At 70.5% G+C, this 19,516-nt stretch carries 16 protein-coding genes and 9 pseudogenes; 14 read left to right on the forward strand and 11 right to left on the reverse strand.

Annotated elements, in window-relative coordinates; translation table 11 throughout:
- Positions 1 to 60 precede the first annotated feature (60 nt).
- The 4 genes and pseudogenes from L2X98_RS15815 (at position 61) to groL (ending at position 3,756) form a co-directional block, all read left to right on the forward strand.
- Positions 61 to 1,105 (forward strand): annotated as a pseudogene (locus L2X98_RS15815) (DUF2332 family protein).
- Positions 1,106 to 1,114: 9 nt separating this feature from the next.
- Positions 1,115 to 1,363, forward strand: a complete 249-nt coding sequence (locus L2X98_RS15820) for a DUF3263 domain-containing protein (RefSeq protein ID WP_259611550.1) — start codon at positions 1,115 to 1,117, stop codon at positions 1,361 to 1,363.
- 92 nt (positions 1,364 to 1,455) lie between these two features.
- Complete coding sequence (locus L2X98_RS15825) at positions 1,456 to 1,968, forward strand: LytR C-terminal domain-containing protein (protein ID WP_259611551.1); 513 nt, start codon at positions 1,456 to 1,458, stop codon at positions 1,966 to 1,968.
- 167 nt (positions 1,969 to 2,135) lie between these two features.
- Positions 2,136 to 3,756: pseudogene (gene groL / locus L2X98_RS15830) on the forward strand (chaperonin GroEL).
- Positions 3,757 to 3,820: 64 nt separating this feature from the next.
- Here the strand turns inward: groL and L2X98_RS15835 are convergent.
- The 7 genes and pseudogenes from L2X98_RS15835 to L2X98_RS15865 all read right to left on the reverse strand — a co-directional run bounded on the left by L2X98_RS15835 (position 3,821) and on the right by L2X98_RS15865 (position 8,881).
- Positions 3,821 to 5,125, reverse strand: a pseudogene (locus L2X98_RS15835) (IS30 family transposase).
- A gap of 150 nt (positions 5,126 to 5,275) precedes the next feature.
- Complete coding sequence (locus L2X98_RS15840; RefSeq protein WP_259613356.1) at positions 5,276 to 5,563, reverse strand: WXG100 family type VII secretion target; 288 nt, start codon at positions 5,561 to 5,563, stop codon at positions 5,276 to 5,278.
- A complete protein-coding gene (locus tag L2X98_RS15845; protein ID WP_354003075.1) occupies positions 5,455 to 6,366 on the reverse strand; it encodes a sensor histidine kinase in 912 nt (303 codons plus the stop codon). The genes L2X98_RS15840 and L2X98_RS15845 overlap by 109 nt, the downstream gene beginning before the upstream one ends.
- A gap of 130 nt (positions 6,367 to 6,496) precedes the next feature.
- A pseudogene (locus tag L2X98_RS21725) lies at positions 6,497 to 7,405 on the reverse strand (histidine kinase dimerization/phospho-acceptor domain-containing protein); the annotation flags it as partial.
- Between the two features lie 57 nt (positions 7,406 to 7,462).
- Positions 7,463 to 8,155 (reverse strand): response regulator transcription factor, encoded by a 693-nt coding sequence (locus L2X98_RS15855; RefSeq protein WP_259611552.1) that lies wholly within the window; start codon positions 8,153 to 8,155, stop codon positions 7,463 to 7,465.
- A 7-nt stretch (positions 8,156 to 8,162) separates the two neighbouring features.
- A complete protein-coding gene (locus L2X98_RS15860; RefSeq protein ID WP_259611553.1) occupies positions 8,163 to 8,393 on the reverse strand; it encodes a helix-turn-helix domain-containing protein in 231 nt (76 codons plus the stop codon).
- 44 nt (positions 8,394 to 8,437) lie between these two features.
- Positions 8,438 to 8,881, reverse strand: coding sequence for a helix-turn-helix domain-containing protein (locus L2X98_RS15865; protein WP_259611554.1), 444 nt, complete (start codon positions 8,879 to 8,881; stop codon positions 8,438 to 8,440).
- A gap of 275 nt (positions 8,882 to 9,156) precedes the next feature.
- On the opposite strand from L2X98_RS15865, the gene folE reads away from it, so the two are divergent.
- From folE to L2X98_RS15895, 8 genes and pseudogenes are all read left to right on the forward strand, one after another.
- On the forward strand, positions 9,157 to 9,600 hold the full coding sequence (gene folE, locus L2X98_RS15870) for a GTP cyclohydrolase I (protein WP_435526213.1): 444 nt from the start codon (positions 9,157 to 9,159) through the stop codon (positions 9,598 to 9,600).
- Positions 9,601 to 9,656: 56 nt separating this feature from the next.
- A pseudogene (locus L2X98_RS21730) lies at positions 9,657 to 9,941 on the forward strand (FAD-dependent oxidoreductase); the annotation flags it as partial.
- A gap of 173 nt (positions 9,942 to 10,114) precedes the next feature.
- A pseudogene (locus tag L2X98_RS21735) lies at positions 10,115 to 10,429 on the forward strand (FAD-dependent oxidoreductase); the annotation flags it as partial.
- A 136-nt stretch (positions 10,430 to 10,565) separates the two neighbouring features.
- On the forward strand, positions 10,566 to 10,871 hold the full coding sequence (locus L2X98_RS21740; RefSeq protein WP_354003076.1) for an oxidoreductase C-terminal domain-containing protein: 306 nt from the start codon (positions 10,566 to 10,568) through the stop codon (positions 10,869 to 10,871).
- Between the two features lie 17 nt (positions 10,872 to 10,888).
- A complete protein-coding gene (folP, locus tag L2X98_RS15880) occupies positions 10,889 to 11,776 on the forward strand; it encodes a dihydropteroate synthase (RefSeq protein ID WP_259613358.1) in 888 nt (295 codons plus the stop codon).
- 65 nt (positions 11,777 to 11,841) lie between these two features.
- A pseudogene (locus L2X98_RS15885) lies at positions 11,842 to 12,333 on the forward strand (dihydrofolate reductase family protein); the annotation flags it as partial.
- A gap of 277 nt (positions 12,334 to 12,610) precedes the next feature.
- Entirely contained in the window at positions 12,611 to 13,123 is a 513-nt protein-coding gene (locus L2X98_RS15890; RefSeq protein WP_259613421.1) for a metallophosphoesterase family protein, read from the forward strand.
- Positions 13,098 to 14,450: a bifunctional metallophosphatase/5'-nucleotidase gene (locus L2X98_RS15895; RefSeq protein WP_259611555.1), complete on the forward strand. Its 1,353-nt coding sequence runs from the start codon at positions 13,098 to 13,100 to the stop codon at positions 14,448 to 14,450. Before L2X98_RS15890 ends, L2X98_RS15895 begins: the two co-directional genes overlap by 26 nt.
- Before the next feature lie 130 nt (positions 14,451 to 14,580).
- Here the strand turns inward: L2X98_RS15895 and L2X98_RS15900 are convergent.
- The 4 genes and pseudogenes from L2X98_RS15900 to L2X98_RS15915 all read right to left on the reverse strand — a co-directional run bounded on the left by L2X98_RS15900 (position 14,581) and on the right by L2X98_RS15915 (position 18,261).
- Positions 14,581 to 16,222 (reverse strand): annotated as a pseudogene (locus tag L2X98_RS15900) (DNA repair helicase XPB).
- A 501-nt stretch (positions 16,223 to 16,723) separates the two neighbouring features.
- Positions 16,724 to 17,887 (reverse strand): annotated as a pseudogene (locus L2X98_RS21745) (helicase-associated domain-containing protein); the annotation flags it as partial.
- The gene (locus L2X98_RS15910) at positions 17,824 to 17,994 is read right to left on the reverse strand and encodes a hypothetical protein (protein ID WP_259611556.1); all 171 of its coding nucleotides are present in this window, start codon (positions 17,992 to 17,994) and stop codon (positions 17,824 to 17,826) included. The pseudogene L2X98_RS21745 and the gene L2X98_RS15910, both read right to left, overlap by 64 nt.
- Positions 17,995 to 18,261 (reverse strand): multidrug ABC transporter ATPase, encoded by a 267-nt coding sequence (locus L2X98_RS15915; RefSeq protein ID WP_259611557.1) that lies wholly within the window; start codon positions 18,259 to 18,261, stop codon positions 17,995 to 17,997.
- Positions 18,262 to 18,381: 120 nt separating this feature from the next.
- Between L2X98_RS15915 and L2X98_RS15920 the strand changes: the two genes are divergently transcribed.
- Positions 18,382 to 18,762, forward strand: coding sequence for a cold-shock protein (locus tag L2X98_RS15920; protein ID WP_259611558.1), 381 nt, complete (start codon positions 18,382 to 18,384; stop codon positions 18,760 to 18,762).
- A 105-nt stretch (positions 18,763 to 18,867) separates the two neighbouring features.
- Entirely contained in the window at positions 18,868 to 19,461 is a 594-nt protein-coding gene (locus L2X98_RS15925) for a DUF3027 domain-containing protein (protein ID WP_354002830.1), read from the forward strand.
- Positions 19,462 to 19,516 lie beyond the last annotated feature (55 nt).

Raw genomic sequence — 19,516 nt, forward strand, 5'->3', positions numbered from 1 at the left:
GACGATCGGGCGCTGTGTCGCGGTTCTGCCGGCGATCATCCCGGTGGGCGAGAATGGGGGATGCCCGACCGTTCCGCCGTGGATGTCGCCGCCGTGCGGGAGCGCTACGCGCGCTTCGCCCGGGACGAGGCGCCGGGGCGCTCGCCGCTGTACGCGCAGTGGGCGTCGGGTGTGGCATCCGACCCCGCGACGGCGGCCGTGCTCGCGCGGATCAGTCCGCAGCATCGTCAGCCGCCGCTCGTGTTCGCGGTGGCGCGGATGCTGGGGTCCGGGCTGTCCGACTATCCCGGCTGGGCGGCGTGGCTGCACGTGAACGCCGAGGCGCTCATCGCGACGTGCGAGGACCGGGGCGTGCAGACCAACGAGCCGCTGCGATGTGCGGCGCTGCTGCCGGCGCTGAGCCGGATAGACGGGCCCATCGCGCTGCTGGAGGTCGGGGCCAGCGCCGGCCTGTGCCTCTACCCGGATCGCTATTCCTATCGCGTGCACCCCGACCACGGAGCGATGCAGGCTCTCGATCCGGCGGACGGGCCGAGCCCGGTGACGCTGCACACCCGATGGATGGGGGAGGCGCCCGCGCTGCGCCTGCCCGAGATCGTCTGGCGCGCCGGCATCGATCTGAGGCCGCGCGATGCCCGCGATCCGGACGACCGGGCGTGGATCACCGGTCTGGTCTGGCCCGGGGAGCAGGAGCGCGAGCAGCGGATCCGAGCGGCCCTGGATGTCGTGGCCGCCGACCCCCCGCTTGCAGAAAGGGGATGCCGCGGACCTGCTGCCCGCGCTGGCGGCCCAGGCGCCGACCGGCGCCACGCTCGTCGTGACCACCCCCGGCGTGCTCGCCCATGTGCCCCGAGCCGGTCGGGAGCAGATCGCGGCCGCCGCACGTCGCACCGGGGTGTGGATCACCCTGGACGCCCCCGGTCTGCACACCGGCGTCGCGGGCAGATGGCATCCCTCGCCGGTGCCGCGCGACTGGCCGAACGGGGCGTTCGCGGTCGCCGTCGACGGCGTCGTCATCGCGGCGGCCGACCCGCTGGGTGGGACGGTGCGTCCGATCGGGGCGGAGTGGGAGTGGCATCCCGTCGATCCCGGCGACGCGCCATAGCCTGGCATCGTGCCTCTGGACGACCGCGACCTCGCCATCCTCGACTTCGAGTCCCACTGGACGCGCCACATCGGCGCCAAGGAAGAGGCGATCCGCGCGGAGCTCGACCTCGCCCCGGCCCGCTACTACCAGCTGCTGTCCCGTCTGATCGAGCGCGCCGACGCGCTCGAGCACGACCCGATGCTGGTCAAGCGCCTGCAGCGCATCCGCGACGACCGGGCCCGCGCGCGTCTGGCTCGGGCCTCCGGCGACCGCTGAACGCGAGCCTGCGCCGGGCGGCTGATGACGCCTCGACGCGAACCTGAGCGCGGCCCGGCGGCGCGCAGAGCCGCGCCGGGTAGCATCGGGGGGTGCCGAGATCGACCTACCCGCGGGACAGCTTCGACGATCTGCCCGCGGATGCGGGGCGGGTCGGCGCGCACCGCGCGGAGAACCCTCGCCTGCACGCCGGGGCGGTGATCGCCTGGGGAGCCATCGCCACCATCGTGCTGATCGCGCTCGGCGTCTTCGGCACGATGCTCGCCACCGGCCGGCTCGGTCCCGGCGCGACCACGGCACCGACCGCCGCCCCCACGCCGTCGGTGACCCCGGTCGTGGACACGGGCTACAGCATCCTGATCCTGAACGCGACCGGCGTGGCCGGCCAGGCAACGACCGCGAAGAACGCCGTCGTGCACGCCGGGTGGGCGGCCGGCAGCGTCTCGCCGGGCGAGGCGGGCTCGACGTACCCGACGACGACGGTGTATTACGTCCTGCCCGAGGATGCTGCGGCGGCGGCGGGACTGGCGGAAGTCGTGGGCGGTGCGGCGGTCGTGCAGAGCGACAAGTATCAGGCGACCGGCGATCCGCAGGCGCAGCGCTGATCCTGGTGCTGGGCACGGACCGCGTCGCATCCCCCTCGCCGACGAGCACCCCGTAGTACGCCGTCACAGCTTGCACTCGATGGGGTCGAGTGCCAGAATGGCGTTAGCACTCACGATTGACGAGTGCTAAAGACCGTCAGCCAACGTCCGGGAGGGACGACAAAAATATGGCAAAGATCATCGCTTTCGACGAAGAGGCCCGTCGCGGTCTCGAGCGCGGCCTGAACACGCTGGCCGACGCCGTCAAGGTGACACTGGGCCCTCGCGGTCGCAATGTCGTGCTCGAGAAGAAGTGGGGTGCCCCCACCATCACGAACGACGGCGTCTCGATCGCCAAGGAGATCGAACTCGACGACCCGTACGAGAAGATCGGCGCGGAGCTCGTCAAGGAGGTCGCCAAGAAGACCGACGACGTCGCCGGTGACGGCACGACCACCGCCACGGTCCTCGCTCAGGCGCTCGTGCGTGAAGGCCTGCGCAACGTCGCCGCCGGCGCCGACCCGATCTCCCTGAAGAAGGGCATCGAGAAGGCCGTCGCCGCCGTCATCGAGCAGTTGCACGCCTCCGCGAAGGAGGTTGAGTCCAAGGAGCAGATCGCGGCCACCGCGTCGATCTCCGCGGCCGACAGCACCATCGGCGACCTGATCGCCGAGGCGATCGACAAGGTCGGCAAGGAGGGCGTGGTCACCGTCGAGGAGTCCCAGACCTTCGGCACCGAGCTCGAGCTCACCGAGGGCATGCGCTTCGACAAGGGCTACATCAACCCCTACTTCGTCACGGACCCCGACCGCCAGGAGGCGGTCTTCGAGGACCCGTACATCCTCATCGCGAACCAGAAGATCGGCAACATCAAGGATCTTCTGCCCGTCGTCGACAAGGTGATCCAGGACGGCAAGGAGCTCGTCATCATCGCCGAGGACGTCGAGGGCGAAGCCCTGGCGACCCTGGTGCTGAACAAGATCCGCGGCATCTTCAAGTCGGTCGCCGTCAAGGCCCCCGGCTTCGGCGACCGTCGCAAGGCGCAAGCTGCAGGACATCGCGATCCTCACCGGCGGCCAGGTCATCACCGAGGAGGTGGGCCTGAAGCTGGAGAACACCACGCTCGACCTGCTCGGCCGTGCCCGCAAGGTCATCGTCACCAAGGACGAGACCACGATCGTCGAGGGTGCCGGCGAGTCCGAGCAGATCGAGGGTCGCGTCACCCAGATCCGTCGCGAGATCGAGAACACCGACAGCGACTACGACCGGGAGAAGCTGCAGGAGCGTCTGGCCAAGCTCGCCGGCGGCGTTGCCGTCATCAAGGCGGGTGCGGCCACCGAGGTCGAGCTCAAGGAGCGCAAGCACCGCATCGAGGACGCCGTCCGCAACGCGAAGGCCGCCGTCGAGGAGGGTGTGGTCGCCGGTGGCGGCGTCGCGCTCATCCAGGCCGGTGCCCTCGCGTTCGAGGCACTCGAGCTCGTCGGCGACGAGGCGACCGGGGCGAACATCGTCCGGGTCGCGATCGAGGCGCCGCTGAAGCAGATCGCGCTGAACGCCGGTCTCGAGCCGGGTGTCGTCGCACACAAGGTGGCGTCGCTGCCGGCCGGCCACGGCCTGAACGCGGCCACCGGCGAGTACGGTGACCTGTTCGCACAGGGCATCATCGACCCGACGAAGGTCACCCGCTCGGCGCTGCAGAACGCGGCATCCATCGCGGGCCTGTTCCTGACCACCGAGGCGGTCGTCGCGGACAAGCCGGAGAAGGCCTCGGCCGCTCCGGCCGACCCGACCGGCGGCATGGACTTCTAGTCCGACCACGACGAACGGCCCCTCCGCGAGGCAGATTCCAGGGGTCCTCGCAACACCTGATGACTTAGCTGGTTGTCAGTAGATCACGCAAACGCTCGGCTGGGGTATCCCAGTCGAGCGTTTTGCGTGGTCGGCTGTTGAGCCGGTGTGCGACGTTCTCGAGGTCCTCGGGACCGAATACCGATAGATCGGTGCCTTTGGGGAAGTACTGGCGCAGCAGCCCGTTGGTGTTCTCATTCGAACCGCGCTGCCAGGGCGAGTGCGGGTCGCAGAAGTAGACCGGGACCCCGGTCGCGACGCTGAACTGCTTGTGTGCGGCCATCTCGAGCCCTGATCCCATGTCAACGATCCGCGCAGGTGCTCCGGCAGGGTGCCGATCAACGGGACCAGGACATCACGGACCTCTTCTGCGGTGTGTCCGCCGGGCAGGTGCCCGAGCATCACATACCGGGTGGTGCGTTCCACGAGCGTCACGATCGCGGACTCCGACCGGGTGCCGACGATCAGATCGCCCTCCCAATGCCCGGGCACGGCCCGGTCATCGATCTCCGCCGGTCGGTCCGAGATCATCACCATCTCGTCCACGAACCGGGACGTGCGCTGATCCGGCCGCTTATGCGGTTTCCTTCGGGTGCGTCTGGTGCGCAACGCGTCCGCGACCTCGCGGCGTAGCCCACCACGGGCTTGGACGTAGATCGCCTGGTAGATCGTCTCCGTGCTCACCCGCATGCCCTCGTCGTCGGGGAACTCCTTGATCAGAGAGTTGCGGATCTGCTCCGGCGACCACTGCAATTGCAGCTTCCCCGCAACATAGTCGCGCAAGCCGACCGTGCTGCGCGAGTTTCGACGGCTTCGGGCGGGCCCGGCTACCCGCCCATGTACGGTGCGCCGCATGTGGCCGATACGCACCACCCGTGCCGTGCGCGTCGATCTCGCGTTTGATCGTCGACGCGGGCCGGCCCAGCTGCCGCCCGATCGCCCGCAACGAGGCGCCGTGACGGTGCAGATCAGCGATCTGCTCACGTTCGGTGATCGTGAGGAACCGCGGATGCAACACCGCTTCGACAACCGCGAGCGACGGCGACTGGCCCGGAACGACAAGAGAGGTCACACCGGTGTTGTAGTCGATCCGGCGCCCATCGGGATAGATTCGCGCATTGTTCGACCTACGGACGCCGTGGTCCCAGTCTCTCGCTGTGCGCAGGTGGACACCGACCCGTTGAGCAGCATCCCGGCGTGTGACGCCGTCACGCCGAAGCCGCTCATACTCCGCCCGCCCCGGGTGCGGCGGGCGGCCGCCGACACCCGACGCCCGTCGCCCTGCCTTCCGCACCCACCCCGCCGCGGTATGTCGGTTCACACCCACCATGCCCGCTGCGAGCGACGTATTACCCACGCTGTCGAAGACCTCGAAGAACTTCTCCTTCAAACCCTCAGAAACCACGATCCCCGCAACCCCCTGAAATCCAGGGTGTTGCGGGGACCGATAGAACCCGCCCGAGGAGGGGCCGTTCGTCGTCTACCGGAACAGTCCGGCGCTGAACTGCTCGGCTTCGGCGTACTGCTGCCCGGCCGCGGTGAGCGCGCCGTTGATCGCGGCCAGGCTCTCTTCCACCTGGCGCTGCGTGGCACGCCACTGATCCACGATCGAGGCGAACGCGGTCGAGGCCGTGCCGGTCCAGGTCGACTGCAGCTGGGTCAGCTGGGCGAGCATCGCGTGCGTCTCGCTCTGCAGTCGGTCGATCGTGCCGCGCACCGCGGTGGTGGTGGACAGCACCGCGTCGCTGTCGACGGAATAGATGGCCATGGATGGGCTCCTCTCCTGGGGTGCGTCCACGCTAGGCCGCCGTCGCCGTGCCCGGATGCGGGGGTCCAAGATCCGTGGAGAACCCGCCCGCCGCCCCTGCCTGGGGAGGAAGCGGTGCCGCGCCCTATCGGGACTCGTCGTCCAGCCGCTCCAACGGCTTGCGTCTCGATCCCCAGATGGTCCGCGGCATCCCAGCCGTGCGCGAGCGGGAACGCGACCCGGAACGTCGCGCCGCCGCCGGGGGTGTCGCTGACCGACACCGAGCCGTGCAGCACGTCCACGATCGAGGCGACGATCGACAGGCCGAGGCCCGAGCCGCCGGTCTCGCGCGTGCGCGAGGTGTCGGCTCGCCAGAACCGCTGGAAGATCTGGTCGCGGATCTGCGGGGGGATCCCCTCGCCGTGGTCGGCGATCGCGATCCAGCCGGTGCCGGCCGCGGCATCCACGCCCACGGCGAGATCGATGGGGGAATCGTCGGCGGTGTAGCGGCGGGCGTTCGCGAGGATGTTGGCCACGACCTGGCGGATGCGGTTCTCCTCGCCCAGCACGATGGGTTCGGCCCGCAACGGCACCGGCCCGGTCGCCGTGCCCACCAGGTCGGTCGACTCGGGTGTCGCGTCCTCGGCTGCGGGGCGAGGACGGCGGCGCAAGCAGGCCGCGAGGCCCGGGGATCCGCGCCGGCGGCCGCCGTCGCGGCCCGGTCGGGACGGGAGCGGTCGGCAGCTGCAGCGCCGGGAGCTCGTCGGCCGCGACCGGTGAGGTGGTGTCGTTGATCGACACCTGACGGCGGGGGGATGCCGCACGCAGGTCGAGTGCGGCGTCCCGGGCGATCGGACGAAGGTCGACCGGGACGATCGGCACCTGTTCGCGCTGCTCGTCCAGCCGGGTCAGGGCGAGGAGGTTCTCCACCAGGGCCCCCATCCGGATGGCTTCCTTCTCGATCCGCTCGAACGCGGTGGCCACGTCCTCGTCGCTGCGGATCGCGCCCATCCGGTACAGCTCCGCGTATCCGCGCACGGTGACCAGCGGGGTGCGCAGCTCATGGCTCGCGTCGCCCACGAACCGGCGCATCTGCCGGACGGCCGAATCCCGCTGACCGAGCGCGGCATCCAGGCGGGCCAGCATCGCGTTGATGGCGATCTTCAGCCGCCCGACCTCGGTGTGCTCGGGCTCGATCTTGGTCATCCGCTGGCTGAAATCGCCGGCGGCGATCGACATGGCGGTGGTCTCGACCTGGCTGAGGCTCCGGAAGGCGAGGGTGACCACTCCGCGGGTCACCAGCGCGCCGATCAGGATGGTCAGGACGGCCAGGATGCTGTAGATGCCCAGGAACGTGCCGATGATGCGACTGACGGATGACGTGGGCAGCGCGACCAGCTGGGTGTAGAACTCGGCGCGGGAGTTCACCTGGAAGGGGGTGACGCTCGCGCGGAAGCCCACGCCCGCGGTGCCGGCCACGTCGAACGGCCGCGAGCCGCGGATGGCGGTCTCCTGCGTGGTCATGGACGTCGGGAACTTCGGCGTGTTCTCGGTGTTCGGCCCCGCCGAGGCCAGCATCGTCCCCTCGGCGTCGTAGACCGCGACGAAGTAGCCGGATGCGGAGTAGTCCACCGGCGCGGACTTGTTCGGCGTGAACGTGACCTCGTCGCCGGCGACGGTGATGTCGAAGACGCCCTTGGCGATGTCGGTGCCGGCCAGCGCTGCACCTGGGCGTCGAGGTTGGCATCCAGGGCGTTGCGCAGGAAGATCATCGTCCCCGTCCCGGAGACGAACAGGCCGATGGCCAGCACCGCGACGGTGACGCCGGTGACCTTGGCGCGCAGGCTCAGCGCGCGCCACCATCCGGTGACGGCGTCGGGCTGCGGAGTCGTCAGGGCGCGCTCCCGGAGACGGCCCGCGTCACGCGGGCTTGCCCGCCTTGAGCATGTATCCGAAGCCGCGCTTGGTCTGGATCAGCGACTCGGAGGAATGCGGGTCGATCTTTCGGCGCAGATACGAGATGTAGCTCTCCACGATCCCGGCATCGCCGTTGAAGTCGTACTCCCACACGTGGTCGAGGATCTGCGCCTTGCTCAGCACCCGGTTCGGGTTCAGCATCAGGTAGCGCAGCAGTTTGAATTCGGTCGGGCTCAGCTCGATCTGCGCGTCGCCGACGAACACGTCGTGCGTGTCCTGGTCCATCGTCAGCTCGCCCGCGCGGATCACCGACTCCTCGTCGGTCTGCATCGTGCGGCGCAGGATCGCCTGGATGCGGGCCACGATCTCGTCGAGGCTGAACGGCTTGGTGACGTAGTCGTCGCCGCCCGCGTTGAGCCCCTCGATCTTGTCCTCGGTCTCGTCCTTGGCGGTCAAGAACAGGATCGGCGCGGTGTAGCCGGCGCCGCGGAGGCGCTTGGTGACGCTGAAGCCGTTCATATCCGGCAGCATCACGTCGAGGACGATGAGGTCGGGTTCTTCCTCGAGCACGGCGGAGATGGTCTGCGCGCCGTTGGTGACGGCGCGCACCTGGAAGCCTGCGAATCTCAGGCTCGTGATCAGCAGATCGCGGATGTTCGGTTCGTCGTCGACGACAAGGATGCGCGGTGCGGTCATGTGCCCATTATGGTGACCCGGGCTTTGATCGTGTGGGATGTTCGCGCACGGCGCCACCATCCGGCTCGGCCTGGGCGGCGCGGATTTCGACGCAGCAGTGCCCGTCGCGGGGGATCAGATGTGGGGTGCGCGGGTCGTCGACGGCGCCCACGATGCCCTGCACGAGGGCCAGATTCGCCCCGCAGATCAGGTCCGTGTGCCGTGCCGCGAGCACGTGGAAGGGGCAGTTGCCGAGCATCAGACCGCCCTGGCCGTCCGGTTCGGGTGCGTAGCCGCAGGAGGTCAGGGCGCCTTCGACGGTGCCGGCGTCGTGGCCGAGCTTGCGCCCAGCTCGTGGGCCTGCGCGGTGACCGCGTCGCGCATCGGGACGCCGTCCCGGTCGGCCCGCTCTGCGGCCGAGGCCAGCAGGTCGCCGGCCACTTCGTAGTGCCGCTCGGGGATCGACCCCACCAGCTCGCCCGCCACCGCGCGGTACAGCTTCGCGGGCCGCCCGGCCCCGGGCCCGCTGCGGCCGGACAGGCGGCGGTACTCGACCGTGAGCAGACCCGCCTCGACCAGGCGGTCGAGGTGGAAGGCCACGGTGGATCGGGGGATGCCGGCGGCTGCGGCCGCGGCATCCCGCCCCACCGCGTCGTGCGCGCGGGCGACCACGTCGTACACGCGGCGGCGCATCGGATCCCCGAGCGCACCCAGTGCGTCCGCCCGATTCCCGGAGAGAACACTCATGGGCCCCATCGTACTCTAAAAATGTGATTCTTGACAAAAGAATTCGCGGGGGCTAGCGTCGGACTCGGGCACCGACATCCGGCCGGCGCCGGAAGGGGCCGGCAAGGGCATGTCCATCGGAATCCAGACGTCATCCGCACCGGTGACCCCGCTCGAGGCCGTCGAGGACGACCAACCCCGCGTCGACGTGGTCGCCGCCGAGCGGGCGGTCGCCGCGCCTGCGGGCGCTGGGCCGCGATGTCGCCGACCCGCACCTGGCCGAGACCCCGCGCCGGGTGGTCGCCGGACTGCGCGAGCTGATCGAGCCGCGGCCGTTCGCGCTGACGACGTTCCCGAACGAAGACGGGTACGACGAGCTCGTGCTGGTCCGCGACATCCCGTTCACCTCGCTGTGCGAGCATCACCTGCTGCCCTTCCGCGGCGTCGCCCACGTCGGCTATCTGCCCGGCGACCGGATCGTGGGGCTGTCCAAGCTCGCCCGCGTCGTCGAGCTGTTCGCCCGCGACCTGCAGGTGCAGGAGGCGCTGACCGCCCAGATCGCCGAGCATCTCGAGCGGATGCTGGAGCCCCGCGGCGTGGGGGTCGTGCTCGAGGCCGAGCACCTGTGCATGTCGCTGCGCGGCGTACGGGCCACCGGCGCGACGACGACCACGAGTGCGTTCCGCGGTGCGCTGCGGGACGATGAGGTCCTGCGGGCGCGCTTCGCCCGCGCGCGCTGACACGACAAGAGACATCGGACACGAGACAGGAACGAGAGGGGAACGCCATGACACGCATGGTCATCGTCGGGGGCGGTCTGGCCGCCGGCACGGCGGCGGAGACGCTGCGCACCGAGGGGTACGACGGCGAGATCGTGGTGATCGCCGACGAGCCGCACACGCCGTACCAGCGCCCGCCGCTGTCCAAGGGGTTCCTGAAGGGTGACGAGGGGCGGGATGCCGTCATCCTGCATCCCGACGACTGGTACCGCGAGCAGCGGGTCGACGTGCGCGTCTCCACCGCCGTGACCGCGGTCGATCCCGCAGCGCACGAGGTCACGCTGTCGGACGGCACGACCCTCGGCTACGACAACGCTGCTGGCGACCGGCTCGTTCCCGCGCGCGCTGCCGATCCCCGGCCACGACCTGGACGGGGTGCACATGCTGCGCCGGCTCGACGACTCCGAGGCGCTGAAGGCGCAAGCTGTCCGGCGGCGGCAAGCGGCTGGTGCTCATCGGGTCCGGCTGGATCGGGATGGAGGTCGCCGCGACCGCCCGCCAGCTCGGCAACGAGGTCACGATCCTGGAGCGCGATCCCGTTCCGCTGGCGGTCGCCCTGGGCGACCAGATGGGGAACGTGTTCCGCACGCTGCACGAGGAGCACGGCGTCGACCTGCGCACCTCCGTGAACGTCGAGCGGATCGAGGGGACCGACCGGGCGACCGGTGTCGTCGTGGACGGCGAGACGGTGCCCGCCGACCTCGTGCTGATCGGCGTGGGGGCCATCCCGAACACGCAGCTGGCCGAGGCCGCCGGCATCGAGGTGGACCACGGCATCCTCACCGATGCGTCGCTGCGCACCAGCGCCGCCGACGTGCTCGCCGCCGGCGACGTCGCCAACGCGATGCACCCGCTGCTGAAGCAGCGGCTGCGCAAGCGAGCACTGGGCGAACGCACTGAACGCCGGCCCCGTCGCGGCCAAGGTCATGCTGGGGCAGGATGCCGTGCACGACATGATCCCGTACTTCTACACCGATCAGTACGACCTGGGCATGGAGCTCAGCGGCTACCCGCCGCTGATGAAGGACGCGCAGATGGTGATCCGCGGCGACGTGGACGCGCGCGAGTTCATCGCGTTCTGGGTGCAGGGGCGGCGGGTCGTCGGCGGCATGAACGTGAACGTGTGGGACGTGAACGAGACCGTGCAGGAGCTCATCCGCTCCGGTCGGGATGTGGACCTGGACGCCCTGACCGACGCGCAGGCCCCCCTCGACGGTCTGGCCACCGCGTGAGACCGGACGCCCTCGTGATGCCCCGGCTGGAGCATCCGGTGCGCCGCATCGGCGGACGCGACATCGACTTCTCGCGGCAGACGGCCGTGATGGCGATCGTCAACCGGACGCCGGACTCGTTCTACGACAAGGGCGCCACGTTCGCGCTGGATGCCGCGGTCGCCTCGGGCGCCGCGGCGTTCGCCGCCGGCGCGGCGCTGGTGGACGTGGGCGGAGTGAAGTTCGCACCGGGGCCGGCGCTGCCGGTGGAGGACGAGCTGCGGCGGGTCCTCCCGGTCGTGCGCGAGCTGTCGCCGCTGGGGGCGGTGAGCGTGGACACCTTCCAGCCCGCGGTCGCGAAGGCGGCGATCGCCGCCGGAGCCGCCGTGATCAACGACACCACCGGAGTGCATGATCCGGCCATGGCGGATGTCGTGGCCGACTCGGACGCGACCCTCGTGGTGGCGCACAGCCTGGCCGCTCCCCGCACCCAGCTGCCGCTGCCGCACTACCAGGACGTGGTCGCCGAAGTCGGGGAGTTCCTGCGCGCGCGTGTCGACCTCGCCGTGGGCCACGGCGTGCCGCGGGAGCGGATCATCGTCGACCCCGGTCACGACCTGAACAAGAACACACGGCAGTCGCTCGAGCTCACGCGACGCCTGGGCGAGCTCGCCGACATCGGGCTGCCGATGCTCGTGGCCGCATCGAACAAGGACTTCGTCGGCGAGGCGCTCGGACGCGAGCGACACCAGCGCCTGCCCGGGTCGCTGGCCACCGCGGTCTTCTGCGTCCTGCAGGGTGCGCGGATCGTGCGCGCGCACAATGTCGTCGAGACCGTCGACGCGCTGCGCATGGTCGAGGCGATCCTGGGCTGGCGCGAGCCGGTGTACGAACTGCACAACACCAAGCCCGAGGGGAACGCATGACACCCACCCGGGGCGAGCTGTTCGCCGGCTACGCGCTCGATGACCGCGCCACGCCGCGGGTGCGGATGAATTTCGTCTCCAGTGCGGACGGCGCCGTGACGCTGGACGGACGCAGCGGGCCGCTGGGCGGCCAGACCGACCGTGCGCTGATGGAGGTGCTGCGGGCCATGGCCGACGTCGTCCTCGTGGGCGCCGGCACCGTGCGCGTCGAGGGCTACGGCGGGGTGGCTCCGCAGCCGGAGGATGCCGCGTGGCGGCGTGCGCACGGACTGTCGCCGGTGCCCCGCCTGGCGATCGTCAGCGGGCGGCTGGACCTGTCACCGGCCGCCGCCGTGTTCACCGAGGCATCCGCCCGCCCGCTCGTCATCACCCGGGCGGCGTCGCCGACGGCACGGCGCGAAGCGCTCGCCGAGGTCGCCGATGTGATCGTGTGCGGCGACGCGACGGTAGACCTGTCCCTGATGGTCGCGGCGCTGGCCGACCGGGGGATGCCGCAGATCCTCAGCGAGGGCGGGCCGCATCTGTTCGGGTCGCTGCTGGACGCAGATGTCGTGGACGAGCTGTGTCTCACCCTCGCCCCGCGCGTGGTCGGCGGGGGAGCGGGACGGATCGCGCAGGGGGCCGCGGAAGGGGACCGAGCCCTCGGGCTTGCGCAGCATCCTGCGCGACGACGACGGGTTCGTGTTCCTGCGCTACGCGCGCTGACGTCGTTCAGTGCGTTCAGGGCGAATTCATCTGAAAGGTTCAGTTGGACGCCGTCGTGCGCTAGGTTCTGTCCCATCGCGCGCACGACACACCCCGTCGACGATGCGCCTCGCAGAACGGAGACACCCCGTGACATCTCGCAGGAAGACCGGACGGATCGCAGGAGCGGCCGCGATCGCGATCACCGCGGCACTGGCCGTGGCGCTGAGCGCACCGGCCCAGGCCGCGCCCAAGGACCCCCACCCGAACACTCCCAACGGTCCGACGGTCGACGTCCAGCTGCTGTCGTTCAACGACTTCCACGGCAACCTCGAGGCCCCGGCCGGCTCAAGCGGGAGGCTGGTCGTCGACCACGCCGTCAACGCCGCCGGCGCGGTCAGCGATGTGACCGAGAACGTGGGCGGTGTGGAGTATCTGGCCACCCACCTCGCCGATGCCCGGAAGGGGCATCCGTACTCCCTCACGGTGGCCGCGGGCGACCTCATCGGCGCCTCGCCGCTGCTGTCCGGCGCATTCCACGACGAGCCGTCGATCCTCGCCATGAACGCGCTCAAGCTCGACGTGTCGGCCGTGGGCAACCACGAGTTCGACGAGGGCTACCGCGAGCTTGCAGCGCATGGCCGACGGCGGCTGCATCGATGACGGCGACGGTGCGAACAATCAGAACTCCTGCCCCGACGGCACGTTCCCCGGCGCGAGCTTCGACTACCTCGCGGCGAACGTCGTCAAGGCCGGCACGGACACGACGATCCTCCCCGCTTACGCGATCAAGAAGATCAAGGGCGTGAAGATCGGCTTCATCGGGATGACGCTGAAGGACACCCCGTCGATCGTCACCGCCTCGGGCGTGGCCGGTCTGCAGTTCCGGGACGAGGTCGCCACCGCGAACGCGCTGGTCCCGGTGCTGAAGAAGAAGGGCGTCAACGCGATCGTGGTGCTCATCCACCAGGGCGGCGTGCCCGGGCAGCAGACCTGGTACCACGACGGAACGCCGTACACGGTGAACCCGTCCTACGACGCCGCGTGTGCGAACGGGGCCCAGCTGGATCCGACCAGTCCGATCATCCCGATCGCGAAGAACCTCGATCCGGCCATCGACATGATCGTCTCGGGGCACACCCACCAGCCGTACGTGTGCGACATCAAGGACCCCGCCGGCAACGACCGGATGGTGACATCCGCATCGTCGTTCGGACGCCTGTACACGGACACGACGCTCACCTACGACCGGCGTACGCAGGACATCGTGCGCACCTCGGTGTCGAGCGCGAACATGCTGGTCACCCGGGACGTCGCCAAGGACGCCGCCGAGACCGGGATCATCGCTCGCTACAAGGAGCTGGTCAAGCCGATCGCCAGCAAGGTGATCGGGCAGATCACCGGTGACGTGACGCGCACGCAGGACGCCGCGGGCGAATCGGCGCTGGGCGACCTGATCGCCGACGCGCAGCTGGCCGACCCCAGTGTCGTCGGCTCGTACGGTGCGCCCGTGATCGCGCTGATGAACCCCGGCGGGATCCGCACCGATCTCGTCTACGACGCGTCGTCGTGGGGCGAGGCGCCGGGAGACGTCACGTTCGAGGAGGCGTTCACGGTCCAGCCGTTCAACAACTACCTGGTCTCGCTCGACCTGACCGGTGCGCAGGCTCGAAGCAGCTTGCTGAACGAGCAGTGGAGCGGACCGAACGCCGCGAGCCGCAAGATCCTGCAGGTCAGCGACGGCTTCGCATACTCCTACTCGGGCACCACGCTCGGCGCGGTGACGCTGAACGGGCAGCCGCTGGATGACACGGCGACGTATCGGGTGGTGACGAACAACTTCCTCGCCGGCGGCGGAGACGGGTTCCCCACATTCCTCGACGCGCAGAACGTCTACTACGGCGGCCTGGACATCGATGCGTTCGCGGACTACCTGTCCGCGCACAGCCCGTATGTGCCGGTGGCGCTCGACCGGATCACGGCGCAGTAGCCGGCACCGGCCGCCGCGAGAAGGAGATTCGGGCGAGGGAAGGCGTTTCCCGGCCGGAGCTCCTTCTCCGTCCGGATCTCCTTCTGCTGACCCGGCGCGCGGTGCCTGGGCGTGCTGGGTCGGGCGCAGCTCAGGCGGCGAGCCGGTCCGCGTCCAGAATCGTGTACGCGTAGCCCTGCTCGGCGAGGAACCGCTGCCGGTTCTGGGCGAAGTCCTGGTCGACGGTGTCCCGGGCGATCAGGGTGTAGAAGCTCGCGGTGTGCCCTGATTCCTTCGGTCGCAGCAGGCGGCCCAGCCGCTGGGCCTCCTCCTGCCGCGAGCCGAACGACCCCGACACCTGGATGGCCACGGATGCCTCGGGCAGATCGATCGAGAAGTTCGCGACCTTCGAGACGACCAGCACCTCGATCTCGCCCACCCGGAACGCCTGGTACAGCTCCTCGCGCTCGTCCACCGGGGTCGCCCCGGTGATCTTCGGAGCGTCCAGCGCCTCGGCCAGCACGTCGATCTGATCCAGATACTGGCCGATCACCAGGATCCGCTCGCCTCGGTGCTTGGCCACCAGATCCTTGACCACGCCGATCTTGGCCGGCGCCGTGGCCGCGAGTCGGTACCGCTCGTCGTCGGCGGATGCCGCGTACTCGAGCCGGTCGTCGTCGGGCAGGTCGACCCGCACCTCATAGCAGACGGCCGGTGAGATGAAGCCCTGCGACTCGATCTCCTTCCACGGCGCATCGAAGCGCTTCGGGCCGATCAGGCTGAACACGTCGCCTTCGCGGCCGTCCTCGCGCACCAGGGTGGCGGTCAGGCCCAGGCGCCGCCGCGCCTGCAGGTCGGCGGTGAGCTTGAACACCGGCGCGGGCAGCAGATGCACCTCGTCGTAGATGATCAGACCCCAGTCCAGCGCGTCCAGCAGGGCGAGGTGGGCGTACTGCCCCTTCCGCTTCGCCGTGAGGATCTGGTAGGTCGCGATCGTGACCGGCTTGACCTCTTTGACCTGGCCGGAGTACTCGCCGATCTCGTCCGCGGTCAGGCTCGTGCGGCGCAGCGAGCTCGTCGCGCCACTGCCGGGCGCTGACCGTGTTGGTCACCAGGATGAGGGTGGTCGTCTTGGTGGCCGCCATCGCCCCGGCCCCGACCAGGGTCTTGCCCGCGCCGCAGGGCAGCACCACGACGCCCGAGCCGCCCTCGGTGAAGATGTCGACCGCGTGCCGCTGGTACGGGCGCAGACTCCAGTCCTGCTCGGCGAGGTCGATCGGATGCGGCGTGCCCGGCGTGTACCCGGCGAGGTCCTCGGCCGGCCAGCCGATCTTCAGCAGCTCCTGCTTGATGTGACCGCGCGCCCAGGCGTCGACCAGGTACACGTCGGCGGAGGGATGCCCGACCAGCAGCGGCTGGATGCGCTTGTTCTTGGACACCTCGGTCAGGACCGCGGCATCCGTGGACTTCAGGATCAGCTGGCCGTCGGCATCCCGGTCGATGACCAGACGCCCGTACCGGTTGACGGTCTCGCGGATGTCGATCGACACCGACGGCGGCACCGGGAACTTCGACCACCGCTCGAGGGTGGCCAGCATGTCGTCGGCCTGATGCCCGGCGGCGCGCGCGTTCCACAGCCCGAGCCGGGTGATGCGGTAGGTGTGGATGTGCTCGGGAGCGCGTTCCAGCTCGGCGAAGATCGCCAACTCGTGGCGGGCGCTCTCGGCGTCCGGGTGCGCCACCTCCAGCAGGACGGTGCGGTCGCTCTGGACGATGAGGGGGCCGTCGGACATAACTGTCCAGTCTACCCGGGCCGCACGCCCACGATGCTCGCCACGGGGAGGGTGCGCTCGATGTCGGCGGCGCGGTCGCGTCCGCGCAGGCGTCCGCCGCCCAGTCCGGTCACGGCCAGGGTGAACTCGCGCTCGCCGCCGTCGGGCATCCGCACCGTGACGGTGATCTCGCTGCGGGTACGCACGGCCTGGTCGAGCTCGCGGCGCAGCCACGCGGCATCCGCATCGGCTTGCGCTGTGCGCGAGCAGCGCGTGCGCCAGCGGCAGGAGCGGTGCGGCAGGGTCGGCGGGCGGTGCCGCCGGGACGGGGGCGTGGCGGCGGGCGAGCGGTTCGGGCTGCCCGGCCGCGTCGACCGCGACCACCGGGTAGCGGGCGTCGGCGAGCGTCCAGAACACGGCATCCCGCGACACGCGCGAGGTGAGCGCCGCTCCGTCCGGCATCAGCCCGATCGACCGCAGCGACTGGTCGACCGCGATCGTGCGCAGCACCTGCGGATCGGCGCCGGTGACCCGGGTGCGGCCGGTCGTGGCATCCGTGCCCACACGCACGAGCCCATGCCGGGCGGCCGTCTGCGCGATCAGGTAGTCCAGCGGCTGCGGGATGCCGGTCAGCGAGATGGTGGACAGGAAGTCGCGCAGCGAGGTCGCGTCCTCGCCGCCGGCGACCGCCGCGGCGAGGCTGTCGGCGGTGAAGCGGTAGGTGGATGCCTGGGCCTGCGATTCGCGGACGGCCATCGTGCGCAGCCGCAGATCCACGGCGGAGCGCAGCGGGCCGGGCGCGATCGCCGTCAGATCGGCCTGCAGATAGACGGAGTCGATCTCGGCGGGGAGGAGGGCGGTCAGCGCCGCCGCGTCCGGCTCGGCGCCCCGGCGCAGGCCGCGAGTCCACTCCGGTTCGGCCCCGTCCCGGTCGTACAGGCCCCAGCGCACGGCACGGGCGCGCACCGCCGCCACGGTCGCCGGCCAATCGGGATCGAGGGGAACGGCGCCCTCCCATCGGGCGGGCGGGAGGTACCCGCCGTCGGCGGTGCGCAGCGCCGCGGGGAGCCCGTCGCGCCAGCCGACGGCCACGCGCTGCCAGCGTTGCGTGGTCGAGCCCGGCAGCCAGGCGTCTCCGGCCACCGCGACGCGCCAGGCCCGGTCGACCGGGACGAGAAGGCCCGCGTCGGCCGCCAGGCGCAGGAGGTCGTCGAGCTCGTCGCCGTCCCGGACCACGTGCGTGTCGACGAGTCGCCGCCGATCGACGGCGGTGACCGCACCTCCGCCGGTGACGGCCAGCGGCTGGTCGGCCGACAGCGCCACGATGTCGGTCACGGCCCGGGTCGCGGCGGCGGCGTGTTCGGCCAGCAGCGCCCGTGCGCGGACATCGGGGACAGGCGGGTCGGCCGCCGCCGGCTGCTCCGCGATCGCGTCCGGCCGCTCGGCCAGCAGCGCTTCCAGGCGCTCGGCGACGGCGCGGAACGGGCGCCCGTCCTCCCGCAGCAGGCCCAGCGCGTCCAGCGCGGCGCGCGCCGAGCGGTCGCCCACGTCGGCGGCGGCATCCGTCCCCTGCTCCGTGGCCGCGGCGGCCAGCGCTCGCACGGCGGGCCGCGCCAGCGTCGTCAGCGCGCGGTCGAGGGACGCGGCATCCAGCAGCCCTCGGCCGCATCGAAGCAGTCGTCCCACGAGGTCGCGGGCGAGACCCCGCGCTCGCGCAGAAGTCGGGCGAGCCGGTGCGGCTCGAGCCCTGCCAGGCGCCGCGCCAGCGCCCGCTCGTCGGAGGTGTCGGCCACTCAGCGCGCCTTGTTGGCCCGCGACCTCCGCACGAAGCTCATGATGACCACAGTCAGGATGAGCAGGAACGCGACGATCGGTGCGATGTACACGATGGCGCCGATCGTCGGCCACAGGCCCTGATCGAAGCTGGCGTGCATGGCCGAGCCGATCATGATCGAGAAGAAGCAGACGACCGACAGGACCAACAGCCCCAGGGCTGTGAACGACAGCATGCGGTCGATCCGGCGGACCGGGATCTCCTCGGATGGTGTGGGCGCGCTCATCTCTATCAGCCTACCGCCGCGCGAGCGTGCCGTAGGCTGGATGCGAGGCCTTCGGGTCTCTCGTTCTTCGTCCCCATCCGCGCGCCAGACCGGCGCGCGCCGCGTTTCAGCGAGGTAGTCATGCCCACCGGCAAGGTCAGGTTCTACGACGAGGAGAAGGGCTTCGGCTTCATCTCCTCGGAAGACGGTCAGGACGTGTTCCTGCACGCGTCCGCCCTGCCCGCGGGCGCCGTGGTCAAGGCCGGCTCTCGGGTCGAATTCGGTCTCGCCGACGGGCGCCGCGGTCCGCAGGCGCTGTCGGTCCGGGTGCTGGAGGCGCCGGTCAGCCTGGCCAAGCGCACCCGCAAGCCGGCCGACGACATGGCGGTCATCGTCGAAGATCTGGTCAAGCTTCTCGACGGCATCGGCGGGGACCTGCGCCGCGGGCGCTACCCGGCGGGGGCGCACGCGAAGAAGGTCGCCGCACTCCTGCGCAGGGTCGCTGATGACTTCGACGCCTGACGAGCGGCTGCTCGAAGACCACGACCTCGCACTGACGGCGCTCGCCGAGATCACCCGCCCGAGACGGTCGGCCCCGCGGCCGGCTACACCGTCGAGGCGGACGACGTGGTGTCGCTGCGCTTCGAGAATCGGCTGCCGGGGTACCCGGGATGGTTCTGGACGGTGAGCCTGGCTGTGGTCGAGGACGCCGAGCCGACCGTGCTCGAGGTGAAGCTGCTGCCCGGTCAGGGCGCGCTGCTGGCCCCGGAATGGGTGCCGTGGGCGGTCCGCCTCGCCGAATACCAGGCGCAGCAGGCCGCGGCGGCCGCCGCCGGTGACGAGGTTGCGGCCGAGGGTGACGAGTCCGCGGAGGGCGACGACGACCTCGACGAGGACGACGATCTCGATGAGGACCTCGACGACGTCGACGACCTGGATGCCGCGGACTTCGACACGGACGGGTCGCGGATCCTGCACGCGGGCGACGTCGACGGGGTCGACATCGACGAACTGGACGAGTCGTCCGCGGATGAGGACGAGTCTGATGAGGACGAGGACGAGGACGACGACTCCGACGACGAGGACGACTCCGACTCCGACGAGGACGACTCAGGCGAGGGCGACGCGAACGAGGACGACTCAGGCGAGGACGACGCGGACGACGCGGACGAGGACGATGATTCCGACGAGGACGACGCGGACGAGGATCAGCAGGACTGAACCCGAGCGGGACTGAGCCGGACCGGGATGTTCTCCCACACGTGATGAACTTCCC

This window comes from Microbacterium elymi (assembly GCF_021582895.2).
Lineage (GTDB): Bacteria > Actinomycetota > Actinomycetes > Actinomycetales > Microbacteriaceae > Microbacterium > Microbacterium humicola.

What these genes read in the sequence shown, in the direction of transcription:
- L2X98_RS15840 (WP_259613356.1), bottom strand. Translation starts at nt 5,563, where the DNA reads ATGGCCATCTATTCCGTCGACAGCGACGCGGTGCTGTCCACCACCACC.
- L2X98_RS15865 (WP_259611554.1), bottom strand. Translation starts at nt 8,881, where the DNA reads ATGAGTGTTCTCTCCGGGAATCGGGCGGACGCACTGGGTGCGCTCGGG.
- L2X98_RS15855 (WP_259611552.1), bottom strand. Translation starts at nt 8,155, where the DNA reads ATGACCGCACCGCGCATCCTTGTCGTCGACGACGAACCGAACATCCGC.
- L2X98_RS15860 (WP_259611553.1), bottom strand. Translation starts at nt 8,393, where the DNA reads ATGCTCGGCAACTGCCCCTTCCACGTGCTCGCGGCACGGCACACGGAC.
- L2X98_RS15915 (WP_259611557.1), bottom strand. Translation starts at nt 18,261, where the DNA reads ATGAGCGCGCCCACACCATCCGAGGAGATCCCGGTCCGCCGGATCGAC.
- L2X98_RS21740 (WP_354003076.1), top strand. Translation starts at nt 10,566, where the DNA reads ATGCTGGGGCAGGATGCCGTGCACGACATGATCCCGTACTTCTACACC.
- folP (WP_259613358.1), top strand. Translation starts at nt 10,889, where the DNA reads ATGCCCCGGCTGGAGCATCCGGTGCGCCGCATCGGCGGACGCGACATC.
- L2X98_RS15920 (WP_259611558.1), top strand. Translation starts at nt 18,382, where the DNA reads ATGCCCACCGGCAAGGTCAGGTTCTACGACGAGGAGAAGGGCTTCGGC.
- L2X98_RS15895 (WP_259611555.1), top strand. Translation starts at nt 13,098, where the DNA reads ATGGCCGACGGCGGCTGCATCGATGACGGCGACGGTGCGAACAATCAG.